Source organism: Paenibacillus sp. MAEPY2 (assembly GCF_000499205.1).
GTDB lineage: Bacteria > Bacillota > Bacilli > Paenibacillales > Paenibacillaceae > Paenibacillus > Paenibacillus vandeheii.
The window spans coordinates 305,533-322,442 of the sequence record NZ_AWUK01000030.1 but is presented as its reverse complement, the minus strand read 5'-3'; the positions used below and the strand labels follow the sequence as shown (position 1 = coordinate 322,442).

Annotated in this window: 20 protein-coding genes, 17 tRNA genes and 1 rRNA gene; 34 read left to right on the top strand and 4 right to left on the bottom strand. The window is 50.0% G+C overall.

From position 1 onward, the window contains the following. The first annotated feature begins 40 nt into the window (after window positions 1–40). From rrf to P364_RS0123000, 18 genes are all read left to right on the top strand, one after another. Window positions 41–157, top strand: a 5S ribosomal RNA gene (gene rrf / locus P364_RS0123085). A gap of 57 nt (window positions 158–214) precedes the next feature. Further along, a tRNA-Ile gene (locus P364_RS0123080) sits at window positions 215–291 on the top strand. Between the two features lie 24 nt (window positions 292–315). After that, window positions 316–391: transfer RNA gene (locus P364_RS0123075), tRNA-Ala, on the top strand. A gap of 1 nt (window position 392) precedes the next feature. Then, window positions 393–468: transfer RNA gene (locus P364_RS0123070), tRNA-Asn, on the top strand. A gap of 4 nt (window positions 469–472) precedes the next feature. Further along, window positions 473–564 (top strand) — tRNA-Ser (locus P364_RS0123065). A 19-nt stretch (window positions 565–583) separates the two neighbouring features. Then, window positions 584–655: transfer RNA gene (locus tag P364_RS0123060), tRNA-Glu, on the top strand. A 7-nt stretch (window positions 656–662) separates the two neighbouring features. Next, window positions 663–738, top strand: a tRNA-Val gene (locus P364_RS0123055). Between the two features lie 20 nt (window positions 739–758). Beyond that, window positions 759–832 (top strand) — tRNA-Met (locus P364_RS0123050). A gap of 27 nt (window positions 833–859) precedes the next feature. Further along, window positions 860–937: transfer RNA gene (locus tag P364_RS0123045), tRNA-Asp, on the top strand. Between the two features lie 29 nt (window positions 938–966). Beyond that, a tRNA-Thr gene (locus P364_RS0123040) sits at window positions 967–1,042 on the top strand. 97 nt (window positions 1,043–1,139) lie between these two features. Beyond that, window positions 1,140–1,215: transfer RNA gene (locus P364_RS0123035), tRNA-His, on the top strand. A gap of 11 nt (window positions 1,216–1,226) precedes the next feature. Next, window positions 1,227–1,301, top strand: a tRNA-Gln gene (locus tag P364_RS0123030). 9 nt (window positions 1,302–1,310) lie between these two features. Further along, window positions 1,311–1,386 (top strand) — tRNA-Lys (locus tag P364_RS0123025). Window positions 1,387–1,395: 9 nt separating this feature from the next. After that, window positions 1,396–1,482 (top strand) — tRNA-Leu (locus P364_RS0123020). 8 nt (window positions 1,483–1,490) lie between these two features. After that, window positions 1,491–1,565 (top strand) — tRNA-Gly (locus tag P364_RS0123015). A 6-nt stretch (window positions 1,566–1,571) separates the two neighbouring features. Beyond that, window positions 1,572–1,648: transfer RNA gene (locus P364_RS0123010), tRNA-Arg, on the top strand. 16 nt (window positions 1,649–1,664) lie between these two features. Beyond that, a tRNA-Pro gene (locus P364_RS0123005) sits at window positions 1,665–1,738 on the top strand. A 9-nt stretch (window positions 1,739–1,747) separates the two neighbouring features. Next, window positions 1,748–1,818, top strand: a tRNA-Gly gene (locus tag P364_RS0123000). A 96-nt stretch (window positions 1,819–1,914) separates the two neighbouring features. Here P364_RS0123000 and P364_RS0122995 read toward each other — a convergent pair. The 3 genes from P364_RS0122995 to P364_RS0122985 all read right to left on the bottom strand — a co-directional run bounded on the left by P364_RS0122995 (window position 1,915) and on the right by P364_RS0122985 (window position 4,081). Further along, on the bottom strand, window positions 1,915–3,120 hold the full coding sequence (locus P364_RS0122995; protein WP_024632419.1) for a tyrosine-type recombinase/integrase: 1,206 nt from the start codon (window positions 3,118–3,120) through the stop codon (window positions 1,915–1,917). 115 nt (window positions 3,121–3,235) lie between these two features. After that, the gene (locus P364_RS0122990; protein WP_024632418.1) at window positions 3,236–3,649 is read right to left on the bottom strand and encodes an ImmA/IrrE family metallo-endopeptidase; all 414 of its coding nucleotides are present in this window, start codon (window positions 3,647–3,649) and stop codon (window positions 3,236–3,238) included. A gap of 15 nt (window positions 3,650–3,664) precedes the next feature. After that, window positions 3,665–4,081, bottom strand: coding sequence for a helix-turn-helix domain-containing protein (locus P364_RS0122985; RefSeq protein WP_024632417.1), 417 nt, complete (start codon window positions 4,079–4,081; stop codon window positions 3,665–3,667). Window positions 4,082–4,270: 189 nt separating this feature from the next. Here P364_RS0122985 and P364_RS0122980 point away from each other — a divergent pair, with 189 nt between their 5' ends. The 8 genes from P364_RS0122980 (at window position 4,271) to P364_RS0122940 (ending at window position 10,148) form a co-directional block, all read left to right on the top strand. Next, window positions 4,271–4,495 (top strand): helix-turn-helix domain-containing protein, encoded by a 225-nt coding sequence (locus P364_RS0122980; protein WP_024632416.1) that lies wholly within the window; start codon window positions 4,271–4,273, stop codon window positions 4,493–4,495. Further along, on the top strand, window positions 4,476–4,757 hold the full coding sequence (locus P364_RS0122975; RefSeq protein WP_236642071.1) for a helix-turn-helix domain-containing protein: 282 nt from the start codon (window positions 4,476–4,478) through the stop codon (window positions 4,755–4,757). Before P364_RS0122980 ends, P364_RS0122975 begins: the two co-directional genes overlap by 20 nt. Before the next feature lie 190 nt (window positions 4,758–4,947). Next, a complete protein-coding gene (locus P364_RS0122965; protein ID WP_024632413.1) occupies window positions 4,948–5,139 on the top strand; it encodes a hypothetical protein in 192 nt (63 codons plus the stop codon). Between the two features lie 49 nt (window positions 5,140–5,188). Continuing rightward, window positions 5,189–5,443, top strand: coding sequence for an AbrB/MazE/SpoVT family DNA-binding domain-containing protein (locus P364_RS0122960; RefSeq protein ID WP_024632412.1), 255 nt, complete (start codon window positions 5,189–5,191; stop codon window positions 5,441–5,443). A 22-nt stretch (window positions 5,444–5,465) separates the two neighbouring features. Beyond that, on the top strand, window positions 5,466–6,050 hold the full coding sequence (locus P364_RS37975) for a hypothetical protein (RefSeq protein WP_024632411.1): 585 nt from the start codon (window positions 5,466–5,468) through the stop codon (window positions 6,048–6,050). Next, window positions 6,050–7,246, top strand: coding sequence for a DUF2800 domain-containing protein (locus tag P364_RS0122950; protein ID WP_024632410.1), 1,197 nt, complete (start codon window positions 6,050–6,052; stop codon window positions 7,244–7,246). The genes P364_RS37975 and P364_RS0122950 overlap by 1 nt, the downstream gene beginning before the upstream one ends. A gap of 24 nt (window positions 7,247–7,270) precedes the next feature. After that, window positions 7,271–8,116 carry a DUF2815 family protein gene (locus P364_RS0122945; protein ID WP_024632409.1) on the top strand — a complete coding sequence of 282 codons (846 nt, stop codon included), beginning with the start codon at window positions 7,271–7,273 and terminating at the stop codon, window positions 8,114–8,116. Window positions 8,117–8,186: 70 nt separating this feature from the next. Next, the gene (locus tag P364_RS0122940; protein WP_024632408.1) at window positions 8,187–10,148 is read left to right on the top strand and encodes a DNA polymerase; all 1,962 of its coding nucleotides are present in this window, start codon (window positions 8,187–8,189) and stop codon (window positions 10,146–10,148) included. On the opposite strand, the gene P364_RS0122935 is transcribed toward P364_RS0122940, so the two are convergent. Beyond that, window positions 10,145–10,411, bottom strand: a complete 267-nt coding sequence (locus tag P364_RS0122935) for a hypothetical protein (protein ID WP_024632407.1) — start codon at window positions 10,409–10,411, stop codon at window positions 10,145–10,147. The two genes, P364_RS0122940 and P364_RS0122935, sit on opposite strands and share 4 nt — an antisense overlap. A gap of 298 nt (window positions 10,412–10,709) precedes the next feature. Here P364_RS0122935 and P364_RS0122930 point away from each other — a divergent pair, with 298 nt between their 5' ends. From P364_RS0122930 to P364_RS36320, 8 genes are all read left to right on the top strand, one after another. After that, the gene (locus tag P364_RS0122930; RefSeq protein WP_024632406.1) at window positions 10,710–11,225 is read left to right on the top strand and encodes a hypothetical protein; all 516 of its coding nucleotides are present in this window, start codon (window positions 10,710–10,712) and stop codon (window positions 11,223–11,225) included. 8 nt (window positions 11,226–11,233) lie between these two features. Next, a complete protein-coding gene (locus tag P364_RS0122925) occupies window positions 11,234–11,431 on the top strand; it encodes a DUF7167 family protein (protein WP_152532736.1) in 198 nt (65 codons plus the stop codon). Beyond that, a complete protein-coding gene (locus P364_RS0122920; RefSeq protein ID WP_024632404.1) occupies window positions 11,428–11,610 on the top strand; it encodes a hypothetical protein in 183 nt (60 codons plus the stop codon). The genes P364_RS0122925 and P364_RS0122920 overlap by 4 nt, the downstream gene beginning before the upstream one ends. Window positions 11,611–11,613: 3 nt before the next feature. Next, window positions 11,614–12,036 carry a hypothetical protein gene (locus P364_RS0122915; protein WP_024632403.1) on the top strand — a complete coding sequence of 141 codons (423 nt, stop codon included), beginning with the start codon at window positions 11,614–11,616 and terminating at the stop codon, window positions 12,034–12,036. Window positions 12,037–12,053: 17 nt separating this feature from the next. Beyond that, window positions 12,054–14,456: a virulence-associated E family protein gene (locus P364_RS0122910; RefSeq protein WP_024632402.1), complete on the top strand. Its 2,403-nt coding sequence runs from the start codon at window positions 12,054–12,056 to the stop codon at window positions 14,454–14,456. A 288-nt stretch (window positions 14,457–14,744) separates the two neighbouring features. After that, the gene (locus P364_RS0122905) at window positions 14,745–15,017 is read left to right on the top strand and encodes a VRR-NUC domain-containing protein (protein WP_024632401.1); all 273 of its coding nucleotides are present in this window, start codon (window positions 14,745–14,747) and stop codon (window positions 15,015–15,017) included. Further along, window positions 14,999–16,387, top strand: coding sequence for a DEAD/DEAH box helicase (locus P364_RS0122900; protein WP_024632400.1), 1,389 nt, complete (start codon window positions 14,999–15,001; stop codon window positions 16,385–16,387). Before P364_RS0122905 ends, P364_RS0122900 begins: the two co-directional genes overlap by 19 nt. Further along, the gene (locus tag P364_RS36320) at window positions 16,388–16,852 is read left to right on the top strand and encodes a sigma-70 family RNA polymerase sigma factor (protein WP_024632399.1); all 465 of its coding nucleotides are present in this window, start codon (window positions 16,388–16,390) and stop codon (window positions 16,850–16,852) included. It abuts the gene before it with no gap. Window positions 16,853–16,910 lie beyond the last annotated feature (58 nt).

Here is a 16,910-nt window from a genome sequence, read left to right as displayed (position 1 = left end):
TTCAGAGAATAAACTCTGAAATGTAAGGCTAAGCTATGCGTTTGGTGGCGATGGCGGAGGGGTTCCACACGTACCCATCCCGAACACGACCGTTAAGCCCTCTAGCGCCGATGGTACTTGGACCGCAGGGTCCTGGGAGAGTAGGACGCCGCCAAGCGAATTCCCTTTGGGGTATTTTTTTTGCCCCCCTTGTAAGGAAAAGGGAAATATATTGGGGCCCTTAGCTCAGTTGGTTAGAGCGCACCTCTGATAAGGGTGAGGCCGGTGGTTCGAGTCCACCAGGGCCCACCATAAAAGTTTTAAACCACAGTGTATGGGGCCATAGCTCAGCTGGGAGAGCGCCTGCCTTGCAAGCAGGAGGTCAGCGGTTCGATCCCGCTTGGCTCCACCATTCCCTGATAGCTCAGTTGGTAGAGCACTCGACTGTTAATCGAGTTGTCACAGGTTCGAGCCCTGTTCGGGGAGCCATTCAGGAGAGGTGTCCGAGTTGGTCGAAGGAGCACGATTGGAAATCGTGTAGGCGCCAAAAGCGTCTCGAGGGTTCGAATCCCTCTCTCTCCGCCAGATAAATTTTTGTTAGTGTGGCCCGTTGGTCAAGGGGTTAAGACACCTCCCTTTCACGGAGGTAACAGGGGTTCGAATCCCCTACGGGTCATAAATATGGAGGCTTAGCTCAGCTGGGAGAGCATCTGCCTTACAAGCAGAGGGTCGGGGGTTCGAACCCCTCAGCCTCCACCATATAGTTTTCTGAATAACGACGCGGGGTGGAGCAGCCCGGTAGCTCGTCGGGCTCATAACCCGAAGGCCGCAGGTTCAAATCCTGCCCCCGCAATTATACTTTCTTTTAAGAAAGTGATCTGGAACCGTGGTGTAGTTGGCCTAACATGCCTGCCTGTCACGCAGGAGATCGCGGGTTCGAATCCCGTCGGTTCCGCCATTTTTACTCAAGTATTACATTTACACCGTGCCGGTGTAGCTCAACTGGTAGAGCAACTGACTTGTAATCAGTAGGTTGGGGGTTCAAGTCCTCTCGCCGGCACCATTTATTGCATTTACCTCTGAATTTATAATAGAATGTATATTATAGGTACAGATGGGAATACTGAGATACTCTCAGCGAATGTAAGGGATAGCTTATGGCGATCGTGGCGAAGTGGTTAACGCACCGGTTTGTGGATCCGGCATTCGGGGGTTCAATTCCCCTCGATCGCCCCATGTTTTCTTAATGGGGATTAGCCAAGCGGTAAGGCAACGGACTTTGACTCCGTCATGCATAGGTTCAAATCCTATATCCCCAGCCATTTTAGTTTGAGTCATTAGCTCAGCTGGTAGAGCACCTGACTTTTAATCAGGGTGTCGAAGGTTCGAGCCCTTCATGACTCACCATTATATTTTGCGGTCGTGGCGGAATTGGCAGACGCGCACGGTTCAGGTCCGTGTGGGCTAACCCCCGTGGAGGTTCGAGTCCTCTCGACCGCACCATATATTTTGCGGACGTGGCTCAGCGGTAGAGCATCGCCTTGCCAAGGCGAGGGTCGCGGGTTCGATTCCCGTCGTCCGCTCCAATATTTGCGCCCTTAGCTCAGCTGGATAGAGCGTTTGACTACGAATCAAAAGGCCGGGAGTTCGAATCTCTCAGGGCGCGCCATTATTTTCATAAGTATCGGGATGTAGCTCAGCTTGGTAGAGCACCTGGTTTGGGACCAGGGGGTCGCATGTTCAAATCGTGTCATCCCGATTTTTATATGCGGGTGTAGTTCAATGGTAGAACTTTAGCCTTCCAAGCTAATAGCGTGGGTTCGATTCCCATCACCCGCTTTATACGTTGTAATACCTTTAAGCCCCGTTGCTGCGGGGTTTTTTGTTTGCTTAAAATTCGACAAACGACCAGACTATTTTTGTTTATGGGGCAACTCATGGGGCAAATCGCAATCTTTTAGGATCAAACACCTCTAAACGGTCTGCTGCCTCTCTGGAGATCATGTCAGACGAATGGGTGTAGATATCTGCAGTTGTTCCGATCTTGGTATGTCTTAATCGTTCTTGCATGGTTTTAAGGTCGGCTCCACTTTCTCTGAGCAGCATGGCGGCCGTGTGACGCAACCCGTGTAGTTTGACATGTGGAATGCCCTTCTTCTGCAAAAACTTCCTCCAGGTACTTGTGGGCGTTGTGGGGAAGTACATGACACCCTTACCGCCATGGAATACATATGATTTGTTCTCTCCAGCCCAATCTTTACATTGGAATTTCTCTTTCTTCCATACTCGTTCATATTCTTTAAGCTGTGCCATGTACCATTTCGGCATAGCCACCCAGCCCTCAGATTCTTCTGTCTTAACTTCACCCTCAATCTTTTTACCGTCCTTATCAAACGTGATTTGCTTATCGATCCATATGGCGTCCCGGTCATAATCCACATCTGGCCATTCCACGGCCAAGTATTCGCCTCGTCTGAAGCCACCGAGGAGTGATCCCGTAAAATATAGCCTCCATCTATCTGGAAGGTCGTAGAGAGCCAGCAGGACCATTTCTGTCTCCAAACTATTGAATGCCTTCTTCACACCACGCATAACTTTCTTTTCCTTCTTGCTGGTTTGTGGTCTCTTAACGCCGGCCATTGGGTTCTTAGCAATCAGCTCCCAATCATGGGCAGCGTCAAAAACAGACTTGGCCGCTTTGTAGATATTCAATTTCGAATTGGTAGCGAACTCTTTTCCGTTCTCGCGCTTCAGTTCTCCAAAGAAGGTAACGAGCTGCAGAGTTGTTATTTTACTTATTTTCAAATGGCCAAACTCCGGAACTACATATTTGTTGAGATTGTACAGGTTAACGTTCTGCGTGTATTCGCCCATATTCCCAGCAGCGTATCCTTTTTCCCACTTTGGGATGAAGTCCTTAAAAGTGATATCCTCCTGTTTGACTACCTTTCCTGATATTACTTGTTCGTTCCATTTAGCCTCTTCAAGTGCAAGCCAGGATTCTTTTTTCTTGTCTGATTTTGAACGTGCGATCTCTTCCGGCATGTAGACAGTAACAGACCTTTTCGGTCTGGATGCCTTTGAGGGATCTCTCTCAACAATTTTATACTTATTGCCTCCTAGATGTTCATTCCAAGCCATGTCATTCTTCCTTTCTAAGCATTGATATTGGATTTTCATATTTCCAATTACATGAAAAACACCTCCTTAAAAGAACGTATGTTCGGTTTTTGGACAGCGAAAATTTACGCTATATTTAATTCTGTATGTGATTGATCAATTCAAGCGGGATGTGATTACGTCTAAATAGTTCATGGATCGACTCTCCACTTGATATGCTATCTCCCGCTGTTAATAAGCTGACGGCAAATTCATTGGCTTGGCGTTCAAACTTTCCAGGATTGAAGAACGAATGCTCTTCGATAAAGAATCGGTTAACTCCTCTATGAAGCCGGTCATGGCCAAGTTCATGGGCACATATAAACCTTTGCCATTCGGGCGACAAATCATTATGTATGATGATGAATCTTCTTTGTAGAGCTTTATGATATATTCCCCGCGTATTTTTCCCGAGATCCGCAAAGCGGATATTAATATTCAGGCAGCGCGCAAGAGAAAATGGATCATTGGTTTTATGCTTACGGATCAACTTTGTAACAATGTCATCCACTAGAACCACCTACCATTATTCATTGTTGTCTTTACTCTTTTTACGCGCCTGTTTGTTCATTTGCTTGGCTTCCCAGAATAGCCCAGTCAGCATATCTTTAATCCTGTTCTTGTCATTCTCATCGAGTGGGACCCCATCAAACATTAATTCCCCATCGTCTTCCAGCATCTTTTTAAAATCCCTTTTATCTTTGGAAGTCGCCCATTCAGGCACTTGATTTGCCTGGTTTGGACTTGCTTCATCAGTGAAATAAGTCAGCGGTTTATTAAAGTAATCGGCAATCAATTTAATTGAATCTATTTGAGGGTGCTTCGTTTGTCCCGAAAGTATTTTAGTAACACCTGTGTAAGAGACACCTGTTTCCTTGGCAAGACGGTATTTTGTAACCCCGTTTTCTTTCATTAACTCCAAGATTTTATCTGCTATCTCCACAACAAAGGCCTCCTAATATATCTCTTTAGTGTTATATCTCTATAAAGTTATATTAAAACACAAAAGAGAGATAAGTCAAGAAATTGGAAGAAAAAAGAAGGAAACAGATTATTTTATAACACTTTTGGGTTATAACGTTATTTGATTATAATCCTATAGAGTTATATTATGGTTTCAGGAGGTGAGCACATGGGATTGGCGATTGAAGTAAACATGCAGAGGCTAATCGATGAGAAAGGTTGGACAATTTACAGACTTGCCAAAGAAAGTGGCGTTACCGTATCTGCATTGTACAACATGGGAAGCAAAAAACAAGGTCCTCACGCTGAAACATTAGTTAAGTTGTCCAAGGCTTTGGGTGTGACACTTGATGAATTGGTTCTGGGGGTGTCCAATGATGCCGTCCACAACTGAATTTATTGAAGTACTACGTGTGGAAATCAAGCAGGAACTAAGAGCCGAGATCCTGGCCGAGCTTAAACCTACCATCGAACAACTTTTATACGCTAATGTGTTTGATTTTGCTGAGGCATGCAGATATCTGAAGGTTTCGGACTCCACGTTACGGCGGATGGTTAAAAACGGCGAGATTCCTTTCATTAAGAATCGGACACTAATTCACTTTCGTCAGATCGCATTAGATAAATGGCTAGAAGGAAAGGAGCAAACAAAGTGAGTAAAATGCCAAGCCTGGTACCGCTAGAAGTAATGGATTTCTGCGCTAATCCAGAATGTGAATCTGAAATCGTAGAGGGTCAGATCGCTGTACATCATGGCAAAGATCTCTATTGCAAGTTGAGTTGTATGGCAAAGTCCATCGGAGCTGTGACGATCACCGCGGGGGATCAGGAAAGGAGGTGAGAATCTTGCCCTTGATGACAGAACAGCATTTCAAAGCAGCCTGTGCCTTTTACTTGGCTCTTGCAAGCCAAATGCGCCGCAGCGGCCATATCAAAGTCGCTACTCATGCGGACAAGCAGTATCGCACATATCGTAATCGTCTGCACGCAAAAATGCAGCTGATCGGCTCCTACCCCGAAACAGCTGCACACAGCTAAAACTCTCTACCGTCAGTTTACCACTGACAGAAAGGATTATGCAATGAGTATGAAATCCACGGGTATTGTCCGCCGCATTGATGACCTGGGTCGTGTCGTTATTCCGAAAGAGCTTCGCCGCACTCACTTTATTGAAGAAGGGGATCCACTGGAGTACTTCGTAGATGGTGACAAGATCATCATTCGCAAGTACCAACCTGGCTGCATCCTCTGCGGCAACACTGAAAGTCTGCACTTATTTCATGGTAAACAGATCTGTACACCTTGCATTAATAAAGCTTCAGAGCTCACTAAATCAAACTAAAACCTATTAGGAGGATTCATCCATGCAAAATATCGTACCGATCCAAATCACATTCCAAGCCGTTAACGCTACTGACATCAAAAACCTGGTGCACGATCTGGCAGGCACGTTGGGTAGTATGCCGAACGATTCTGTGCCGGCAGAAACAACTGTCTCCACTGTTCCTACACAACCGGCACCGACTCAGCCGTCTAACCAGGCTCCGGTGCAACCGCCACAGCAGACCCAATATGGCCAACAGCCACAGTATGGGCAGCAACCTCAGTACGGGCAACAGCCAGTCTATGGTCAGCCGCCGCAGTATGGTCAACAACCAGAACAACCGCAATACGGCCAGCAGCCGCCAGTACAAGGCCAACCTGGTCAACAAGATCAGCAGCAGTACGGGCAACAGCAGCCGCCGCAACAAGGAGGCGTTCCAACAACAGCGCCAGCTTACACGATTGATCAACTTGGCGTAGCTGCTCAGCCCGTTATGGATGCAGGTAAAGGTCCCGATCTGATCGGATGGCTCCAACAACAAGGGGCTGGCTCACTCACAGCGCTTGATCCAAGCAAGTATGGTGAATTTGCCACGTTCCTCCGTAGCCTGGGAGGCCGCATCTAATGACGGAAATTGCACATGCAGAGCGGGCACACGCGCTGCTGTCGGCCAGTGGAGCATCCCGCTGGTTGCAGTGCACGCCGAGTGCCCGGCTCGAAGCCACGTTACCTGATAGTGAGAGTGAGGCCGCCAAGCGCGGCACACTCGCCCATGAGATCGCTGAATTAAAGCTGCAGAAACTGTTCTCGGGTCTGACGACTCGCAAGTATAACGCTGCGCTGAAGAAGTACAAAGCGGATGAGCTGTATGAGCCAATCATGGAGGACCACACCAATGCGTATCTGGATTACATTCAGTCCATTGTTCACCAATTCCCTTCGCCGCCGTTTGTGGCCATCGAACGTCGAGTGGATCTGACCGACTTCGTTCCGGAAAGCTTCGGAACCTCGGACTGCATCATCATTGGTAGCGGGAGGCTGCATGTCATCGACTACAAGAATGGGCAAGGTGTACCGGTATCTGCTGAAAACAATTCACAAATGAAGCTGTATGCGCTGGGTGCTTACAAGGCTTTCAGTCTCCTGTTTCCGATTGAGTCTGTTCATGTGGCCATCGTTCAACCAAAAGTGTGGAATGAGCCTTCCGAGTGGTCACTCTCTGCAGCTGAGCTACTGGCCTGGGGGGAGTCGATCAAGCCGATTGCTCAGCAAGCCTTTGACGGTGAAGGTGAATATGTTCCAGCCGATCACTGCAAATTCTGCCGTGCGAGTGCGACGTGCAGGGCAAGGGTGGAACAGATCATGGAGGCAGGCACCAAAGCACCGCTGAAGCCCCCTCTGCTTAGTTGGGAGGAAGCTGCAGACGTACTGAAGCGAGCTGATGGAATTGTCAGCTGGTATAACGAGCTGAAGAAGCTTGCCCTGGCTGAAACTCTGAAAGGGGGGATCGTTCCTGGCTGGAAAGCCGTAGAGGGTCGGGGCAGTCGTGACTATGCGGATATCGACGCGGCGTTTGCCTATCTGAAAAGAAAGGGTATCGAGGAATCGATCCTGTATGATCGTAAACCGTTAACACCACCACAGCTGGAAACAGCTTTGACTAAGAAAGTGTATAAGGAGTTACTTGCCGAATCCGGACACGTCATTACGAGATCCGGAGCGCCGACATTGGCTCCGGAAGATGATAAGCGTCCAGGTATCACTAATCAGGTTAATCCTGCAGACGTATTCGGTCCTGCACCAGAACAACCACAAAACTAATTCATGATAAGGGGATAAATCCATATGACAACAGAAACAGCAATTACAACAGGTGAAGTAAGACTGAGCTTTGTAAACTTGTTCACACCACGTGCCAATCAACCAGGGCAGGAGCCGAAATACAGCACGACTATTCTGATTCCTAAATCCGACTTTGCCACCATGCAACGAATTAATGCTGCTATCGAAGCTGCTTCGCAAAAAGGCGTAGCCGGAGCATGGGGCGGTGCCCGACCAGCTCAACCGCGTAACCCTATTCACGATGGGGACGGCGCTCGTCCGAACGGTGAAGCCTTTGGTCCAGAATGCAAAGGGCATTGGGTTCTGACGGCCAGCAGCAAGCAGCAGCAGGCGGTTGTGGGTCCAGACATGGGACCGATCATTGACCAAACCCGTGTTTACTCCGGCGTATATGGCCGTGTAAATATTAATTTCTTCGCTTACAGCAACAGCGGAAACAAAGGGATTGGCGCAGGTCTTGGTCCAGTGCAGATCCTTCGTGATGGCGAAGCCTTGGGCGGACGAATCTCCGCTGAACAAGCCTTCGGTGGCAATGGTGGCGGTGTTGGTTTTGTTCCTCAACCAGCTCCACAGGGATATGATCAGATCCCACCGCAGCAGTACGGCCAACAACCACCACAGCAGCCGCAGTATGGCCAGCAACCTCCGACACAACCGGGATATGGCCAAGCACCACAACAACCACAATACGGCCAACAGCCGCCAGCACAACCTGGCTACGGTCAAGCACCTCAGCAACCGCAGTACGGACAAGCTCCGCAACAAGGCTACGGACAGCAGCAACCACCGCAACAGCAGATCGATCCGATCACCGGCAAGCCTCTTGGCGGCGGGATCTACGGGATCTAATTCATAAGCAGTTCAGCAGAGGGGTTCTTCGGAACCCCTTCACTTTACCAGAAAGGAGACAAATACCCTCATGCGGTGGCATCTCAGCATTGACATTGAGACTTACAGTAGCATCGACATTAAGAAAGCTGGGTTGTATCGATACGTTCAAAGTCCTGATTTTGAAATCCTATTGTTCGCTTATTCCTGGAATGGCGGCTCTGTGAAAATCGTTGATCTCACACAAGGTGAGATTATTCCAGAAGAAATTATCTATGCCTTATCGGATAAAGCAGTCATCAAACACGCATATAACGCGGCTTTTGAATGGTACTGTCTAAACAAATTCTGGCCTTCACCAGTAGAGCATTGGCGCTGTACTCAGATTCATGGCTTGTACTGCGGATACCCTGCAGGACTCGGTAAGGTAGGTGAAGCACTAGGCCTGCCCCAGGACAAGAAGAAAATGGGCGTCGGTGGGGCTCTGATTCGGACGTTCTGCGTGCCGATCAAGAAGCCCGCCAAGTCAACCGGCTTCCGGAAGCGCACCCTACCCCATCATGAGCCTGAGAAGTGGGAGCTGTTCAAGCAGTACTGTGTGGGTGACGTTGTGGCAGAGGTGGAGATCCTTCGCCGGCTATCGGTGTTCCCGGTTCCAGATATGGAGTGGGAGCTTTGGTTCCTGGATCAACGGATCAATGCCCGAGGGATCGCCTGTGACCTGCAGCTGGTCGAGGGGGCTTTGGCCGTAGATCAGCAGATCACAGCAGAGCTGATGCAGGAAGCCATCCAGCTCAGTGGCTTGGACAACCCCAAGTCGGTGCAGCAACTTAAAAAGTGGCTTTCCAAAGAGATCGGAGAAGAGGTCGAGGATCTGAGGAAGGATACGGTATCCGGACTGATCGACAACGTGGAAGAAGGACGGGCAAAGCGGGTGCTGGAGATCCGCAGGGAGTTGTCCAAGACCAGTACTAAAAAGTATGTGGCCATGGAGACGGTAGCTTGTGAAGACGGACGAGTTCGGGGGCTCTTGCAGTTCTACGGTGCGAACCGGACAGGACGGTGGGCAGGTCGATTGGTCCAGGTTCACAACCTGCCCAAGAACAAGATGGACACCCTCGAATATGCCAGGCAGCTGGTTCACGGAAAGCAAGTGAATTTGTTGAAACTGATGTACGGAAATGTTCCTGATACGCTCAGTCAATTGATCCGGACAGCGTTTGTTGCCCCGGACGGGAAGAAGCTCCACATAGCCGACTTCTCAGCTATTGAGGCCCGGGTTATTGCCTGGCTTGCTGGAGAGCAATGGCGTTTGGATGTGTTCGCTACCCACGGCAAAATTTATGAGGCTTCAGCGTCGGCCATGTTCGGGATACCTCTTGAACAGGTGGACAAGGATCTGCGTCAACGAGGCAAGGTGTCTGAACTAGCTTTGGGTTATCAGGGGGCGTCTGGTGCACTGATCGCCATGGGCGCCTTGGATATGGGCCTAGAAGAGGATGAGCTGCCGGAGATTGTAACACGGTGGCGTAACGCCAATCGGCGCATTGTGGATCTGTGGTTCAGCTTCGAAAAGGCGGCGCTGAGTGTTATGGAGACGGGACAGCCTGCAGGTGTTCGAGGCATCATCTTTGCTCGGGAAAGTCATCATGGTAACGGTCTGGACTTCTTTACGGTTCAGCTTCCTTCCGGAAGAAAGTTGTATTACGTAGAGCCACGCCTTGCTCAGAACGACTTTGGCAAGCAGGCTTTGCACTACATGGGTCCGGATCAGAAGACAGGGAAATGGTCGCTGATCAACACCTACGGCGGGAAACTGGTCGAGAATATTGTTCAGGCGATTGCTCGGGACTGTCTGGCTGTATCACTGGTACGAGTGGAGCAAGCAGGGTTTGACACCGTGCTGCATGTGCATGACGAAATCGGAATCGAATCGGCTTATCCGGGGGATCTGGAGAAGGTCTTGGATCTGATGGCTGAACCGGTACCCTGGGCACCTGGGCTGCCGCTGAAGGCAGCCGGGTTCACCACAGACTTTTACATGAAGGATTAGGAATTAGCTTTGATGCGGGCTTCGTATTCAGAAATAAATTTTAAACCAAGTGTGGTTAACTCGCTCCCGTTTGCATGGACAGTCCGGATCGGATTTCCACGACCGCCTCTTGAAAAAGCGATATTGGTCGCAAAGTTAGAATCATGCACTTGTTCCATTACTACTTTGAAATCTTCTGAATCAACACCTAATTCAAGAGCCTTTGGTTCCTTGCCTTGTTCGATAACCTTCAATACTTGGTAAACAAGATCTGCGCTAGTCATTTTTTTCAGTCCTTTCTTCATGGGGTATTAAAGAACTTTCGTTATAAGAAGTCCAAAACCCTTTAAATGGTTAGATCAATGCGCGAAATCATTAATATTCAGATACTTTGGGGCTATATCAATCTGATCGGGATTACTCAAAAACCTATTTAATACGGGAGGTCAGATTAAAGCCGATGTTCACTGATCTTTATAAATCGGATATCCCTTGGGATATTGTCACAGACGATAGCGGCAAAGTGCTCGGTGAGGTGTACAAGCCTCTTCCGGAACCGCCGCCAAGGAGGCGACAAGCGAAATGGGGCATTATTTCTACATCACTCCAGGGGAGTATGAAGAAGCGGCCAAGCTCGGAATAAGTCCAGCCATGTTGGATCGGCGTGTACGTGCGCAGGGTTGGCCAAAGCAGCGTGCTATGACAACGCCACCGCGCCCGCTTACGGATCGTAGGCGCTGGAAAGCTGAAGCGGAAAACAACGGAATTAGTTATGACACGTTCATGTCCCGGATCAATCGAGGTTGGACGATGGAAAGGGCAGCAACCGAACCTCTCCAGACACCTGAACAGGCCAAAGCTCAGACGGCAAGAGCTACAGAAGCTATTCGCATATACCCCAAGGAATATGTGGAGCTGGCTGCTCAAAACGGAATTGCTTATGCCACATTTGTTCACCGTGTTAAAGGTATGGGATGGGATTATGACCGTGCAGCCACAGAACCTTTAAGGTCACACCAGCAATCAGGTGTACTGGGGGCTAAGAGACTTAGAGAACGTGAGGGCGATTGGGCTGCACAGATTTTTGGAAAGCGGTGATTATAGTGTTGAACGTCGATTGGAAAATGACTATTGGATTTCCCGGAGCTGAGCGGGAAGGGACAGTTGAGATTGATCCGACTGAGTTGGAAGGAAAGTCAGAAGACGAAAGGGACGAAATCATCTATAAAGCTATTTGGGATGATGCCATGCAGTATGTTGATGTATTCCCGACTCGGAAATATGAGGATGGTGATCAGACTTGAGTACGCCAGACAAATTGAGATTCGACGGTACCAACCGATCACACGCGTTTGTAGTTACTGGCATGATCGAAATGATTGAGAACGACGGGCTTACTCCACATGAAGTATTTGAAGTGCTGGAGGATATCAAACGTCAGACGTGGAGCGCACTATCGCAGATTCACAGAGGGGAAGGATGATCCGTGAGAGCTTTAACCGCAGATGAAAAGAAGAAAATTGCTGAGGCAAAGAAACGAGCAAACTCAGCGATATCTAAAAAACGTACATTGCTTGGCGCCCAGATCCGGGCGTGTACTGCTCCTGTGGAAGTGAAGCGGAAGAAGGAGCTGCTTCGTCAGTTTGATGCTCTTTCGCCAGTCCAGGGATACCCTGCAGTCATTGAAGACAAAGACCGCTCTATGATTATTGATTATCAACTGTTTCGCAGATTGATCCGTTCACTGAAGCATCGGCGCGTAGAGGTTCGGCTGGAGCCTGGTGGAGAGCTGAAGATCCTTCATGAGGATCCATCGGATAGTCGTAATCACGGTGAGATCGAACTTTACGAGATACCCCCGTGGCAGCAGTACGCACTTACGGATTTACCTGTTATAGAGATTGATTAAACCAGGAGGCAGGCGTCATGCAATTTGACAGACAACTAACTATATCAAGCGCCGGGACCAGACACAGCACAAACTGGCAGACGCAAACGGCCTATTGGTCGGAGATCGTCGAGCGATTACGGACTGCTGTACGGGGTGCGGAAACGCTGGCGGAATACTTGCAGCTGCCTAAGAGCAAACAGGATGACCTGAAGGACGTTGGCGGCTTTGTCGGTGGCAGTCTGTCAGGCGGTCGCCGGAAAGCCAACGCGGTCATTGGCCGTGATCTGGTTACGCTTGACCTTGATAATATCCCAGCAGGCGCGACGGCGGATATCCTTCGCCGCCTGGATGCCCTGAGTTGCGGATACGCGGTGTATTCCACGCGGAAGCATGAAGAGAACCGGCCACGGCTTCGGGTTGTGGCGCCGCTGGACCGGATGGCCACAGCGGATGAGTATGAACCTCTTGCCCGGAAGCTAGGTGAAATCATCGGCATTGGGCTGTGTGATCCGACCACGTTCGAAGCTTCACGGCTGATGTACTGGCCAAGTTGCAGTGCTGACAGTCAGTTCGTGTTTACCTTCGGGGATAAGCCTTTTCTTTCGGTAGACGGGTTGCTGGCCATGTATGCCGACTGGCGCAATGTGGCTTCATGGCCACAGGTGCCAGGTACCGGACAGACCCATGTACGTCTGGCGGCCAAGCAGGGAGGTCCTACCGAGAAACAGGGCATGGTCGGGGCTTTCTGTAAGGTCTACGACGTGCCGGCAGCCATTGACGCATTCCTGCCAGGGGTGTACCTGAACACGGATGACGGCAGTGGCCGACTTACGTACGTAGGCGGTTCGACCACAGGCGGTGCGATCGTTTATGACGATGGTCAGTTCTTGTTTAGCCATCATGCTACGGATCCGACAGGCGGACGGCTGGTAAACAGTTTTGACCTGGTGCGGCTTCACAAGTTCGGAGATCAGGACGACGAGGCAAAGCCTGGAACCCCTACGAACAAGCTTCCTTCATACACAGCCATGATGGACTTCGCCATGCGCCAGGAGCCTGTAGCGGGACTTCTCATGCAGGAACGACACCAGAAGGCTACAGCGGCGTTTGCGGATTCTCCAGTGTTGCCGGCAGAGCCAGAGGATATGGACTGGATGCGGCGTCTGGAGTTCAACAGTAACGGCGTGTACCTGAAGACGGTAGATAACGTGCTGATCGTGCTGGAGTATGATCCGGCATTAAAGGATAAGATTGCGTTTGACGAATTTGCGAATCGGGGTTTGGTGCTTGGGGCGCTGCCTTGGGATGCCAGGGAGGAGCGTCGGCCGTGGGCCAGTTCAGATGATGCAGGAATCTATCATTATATCGAAAAGGTGTACGGCATTGCGGTAGATGCCAAGATTAACAATGCTTTAACCCTGATCACGCATAAGAAGCGGTTCAATGATGTACGGCGTTATCTGGAAGGATTGACATGGGACGGTGTACCGAGACTGGACACGCTGTTCACCGATTACCTGGGCGCAGAGGACAGCCTGTATACACGAGCGGTGTCCCGGAAGTCCTTCACTGCGGCTGTAGCCAGAGCAATGGAGCCCGGAGTCAAATGGGACTATATGCCGATTCTGGCGGGGCCCCAGGGGCTTGGTAAATCGACGTTTCTGAGGTACATGGGCAAGGACTGGTATTCCGACAGCTTGACCACCTTTGAGGGCAAGGACGCCATGGAGTTGATTCAGGGTGTTTGGCTCAATGAGGTGGGGGAGCTGACAGGGATGAGTAAGTCCGAGAGCAACGCCGTTAAGCAGTTTTTGAGCCGGACGGAGGATATCTATCGTGAGGCTTACGGCAAGCGGACAATGCCTTATCCACGGCGCTGCGTGTTCTTCGGAACCACCAATGATAGCGAGTTCCTACGGGACCGTACAGGCAATCGGCGGTTTTGGCCAATCGATGTTGGCATAGTGAAGCCATCAAAGAGTGTGTTTCAGGATCTGAAGGGTGAAGTGGATCAGATTTATGCGGAAGCTTATGTACGTTGGCAGCTGAGTGAGCCCCTGTATCTTTCCGGTGATATCGAAGAGTTGGCCAAAGAGCGCCAGGAGGCCCACAGGGAAAGTAACGCAAAGGAAGGCATCATTCAGGCATTCGTGGAGCGGCCAGTTCCGGAAGATTGGTTAAAACGTGATCTGGCCACAAGACGGATGTACTGGTCTGGTGAGTTTGGGAAGCCCCAGGAAGGCGAGGGAGGCCCCCGGGACCGGATATGTGCCGCTGAAATTTGGTGCGAATGCTTCAATTCGGACATCAAGTTTATGAAGCAAGCGGACACAAGAGAGATTAACGGCATTTTATCCTGCATACCAGGATGGGAGGAGTATCGCGGACGATTCGGCCCATACGAAACCCAGCGTGGCTATCGTCGCAAAGATTGTTGACAATGTTGACAGATGAATTGTTGACACTCGCTTAACTGTCAACAAAGGAATGTGACAGATTTTCAAGTGTCAACATGAGTGTCAACATAACTGTCAACGTCCTAAACCCTTGCTATATATACTTTTATTATACTTTGTTGACACTGTTGACAGTTATCTAGTTAAAGATAAAAAACAAATAGAATATAGAGATTATAGAAAAATATATAACGCCTAACACGCCTAAATACTAGAAAGTTACGTACGTACACCCGTGTACGCGTAACACAGCTTGAGGAGGGTTGTCAAGTGAAAGAGAGTCAAATTGAATCCTATTTACGAGATAAGATAAAAGCCTTTGGCGGCATTGCCTATAAATTCGTATCGCCTGGTAACTCAGGAGTGCCTGACCGGATGGTACTGCTTCCTGAAGGACGAACCGTATTCGTGGAACTGAAGGCCCCAGGTAAGAAACCCACCAAGCTGCAGCAGGTGCAACATAAACGGATGCAGGCTTTGGGTCATGAGGTAAGGGTGATCGACAGCAGAGAGCAGGTGGACGCATGGCTGCAGGAGCTTTGAGCGTCGAGCGTAAGAAGTTCATACCGCATGACTATCAGCGGTACTGCATTAACAGGTTATTGACGGATGATGCGCTTGGGCTGTTTCTGGATCTGGGTCTAGGGAAAACCGTGATCACCTTGACCGCCGTTAACGACCTGAAGTACAACCGATTCGCTGTCAGTCGGACTTTGGTCATTGCCCCCAAGAAGGTGGCAGAGGCTACCTGGGGGAACGAGGCAGCCAAGTGGCAGCACCTGAAGCATATGCGGATCATTACCGTTTTGGGTACCGCACAGCAGCGGATCAAGTCTCTGAATTCGCCAGGAGACGTATGGGTGATCAATCGTGATAATGTGGCTTGGCTTGTGGAGTATTACCGGAATGCTTGGCCATTTGACATGGTGGTGTTGGACGAGCTATCCAGCTTCAAGAATCACCAGGCGAAGCGATTCAAGGTACTGACATGGGTACGGCCGCACATCAAACGGATCGTGGGTCTGACGGGTACACCAGCACCGAACGGGCTGCTTGACCTATGGGCTCAGGTGAATCTACTGGATCAGGGGCAACGCTTGGAGAGGAACATTACGGGATACCGCACAAAATATTTTGAGAAGAACTATAACGGCCACGGATATATGGCAAAGCCCGGCGCAGATGATGTGATTCAGCGGAAGATTGCGGATCTATGCATCAGCATGAAGGCCGAGGATTACCTGGAGCTTCCGGATAGCATCGTGAACGTCATTCCCGTGGTGCTGGATGCGAAGGCCCAGAAGCAGTACAACCAGCTGGAGAAGGAGCTGCTTCTGGAGATCGACGAAGGGACAGAGATCACGGCAACTAGTGCCGCGGTTCTATCCGGTAAGCTGCTGCAGTTGTGTAACGGGGCCTTGTACGATGAGAACCGGCAGGTCTTCGAGATCCACGATAACAAAGTGGAAGCCTTCATGGAGCTGGTGGAACAGCTTAACGGTAAATCGGCTTTGGTGTTCTACAGCTTTCAGCATGACCTGACTCGGATCAAGAAGGCTTTGGAGAAAACGTCTTTGCGGATCCGTGAGCTGAAGACGCCGCAGGACCAACTGGATTGGAATGCCGGCAAGGTGGATATTCTGCTTGCACATCCAGCTAGTGCAGCCTACGGCCTTAATCTGCAGGACGGGGGAAACCACGTGGTGTGGTTCGGCCTGAACTGGAGCCTTGAGCTTTACCAGCAAGCCAATGGGCGTCTGCACAGGCAGGGACAGAAGCAGAAGGTTATCCTGCATCACCTGGTGGTGCAAGGCGGAGCTGATGAAGACGTGATGAAAGCTTTGGAAGGTAAGGCAGCCACGCAGGACAAGCTTCTAGACGCGCTTAAAGCAAGAATAGAGAGGGTGAAATAAATGACAACCACAACCAAAGCAACGTGGATTGAGACGCTAATCAGTCAATATGCAACGGATTCCCGAGCATTGGACAAGTACCGGAAGAGTCTGGATTTGAATGATCCCCAAGAGAAAGAGGAGGCGGGCACAGTCTCTGAAATGCTGTCCGACATGAGATATGCCCTGACGTGGTTAAAACGCGGGAGACGTCCGGGCAGCCGCCGAGGCGTCGAGATTACCGACGTGTATCGGCAAAGGGAAATCTATATCAAGTTATCCGGACAGGAGATCACCGATGCTGAACGGTTGCGTCTGGTGGACGCGTTACTGGCCTTGAGTGATCGGGAGCGAACATGTTTTCTACTTCACATGGCGCAAGGGTTGACGCTTCTGGAGATTTCGTCTAAACTAGGGCTAAGTAAGAGAACGGTCCAGGATTATGTGGATCGGGCTAAAGACAAGATTTCAAAAGAATTTTTGTAATCTTGCCGTACGGACTGCCGTACGTCGTGCCGTACAACATGTACACCATAAGTCTGCC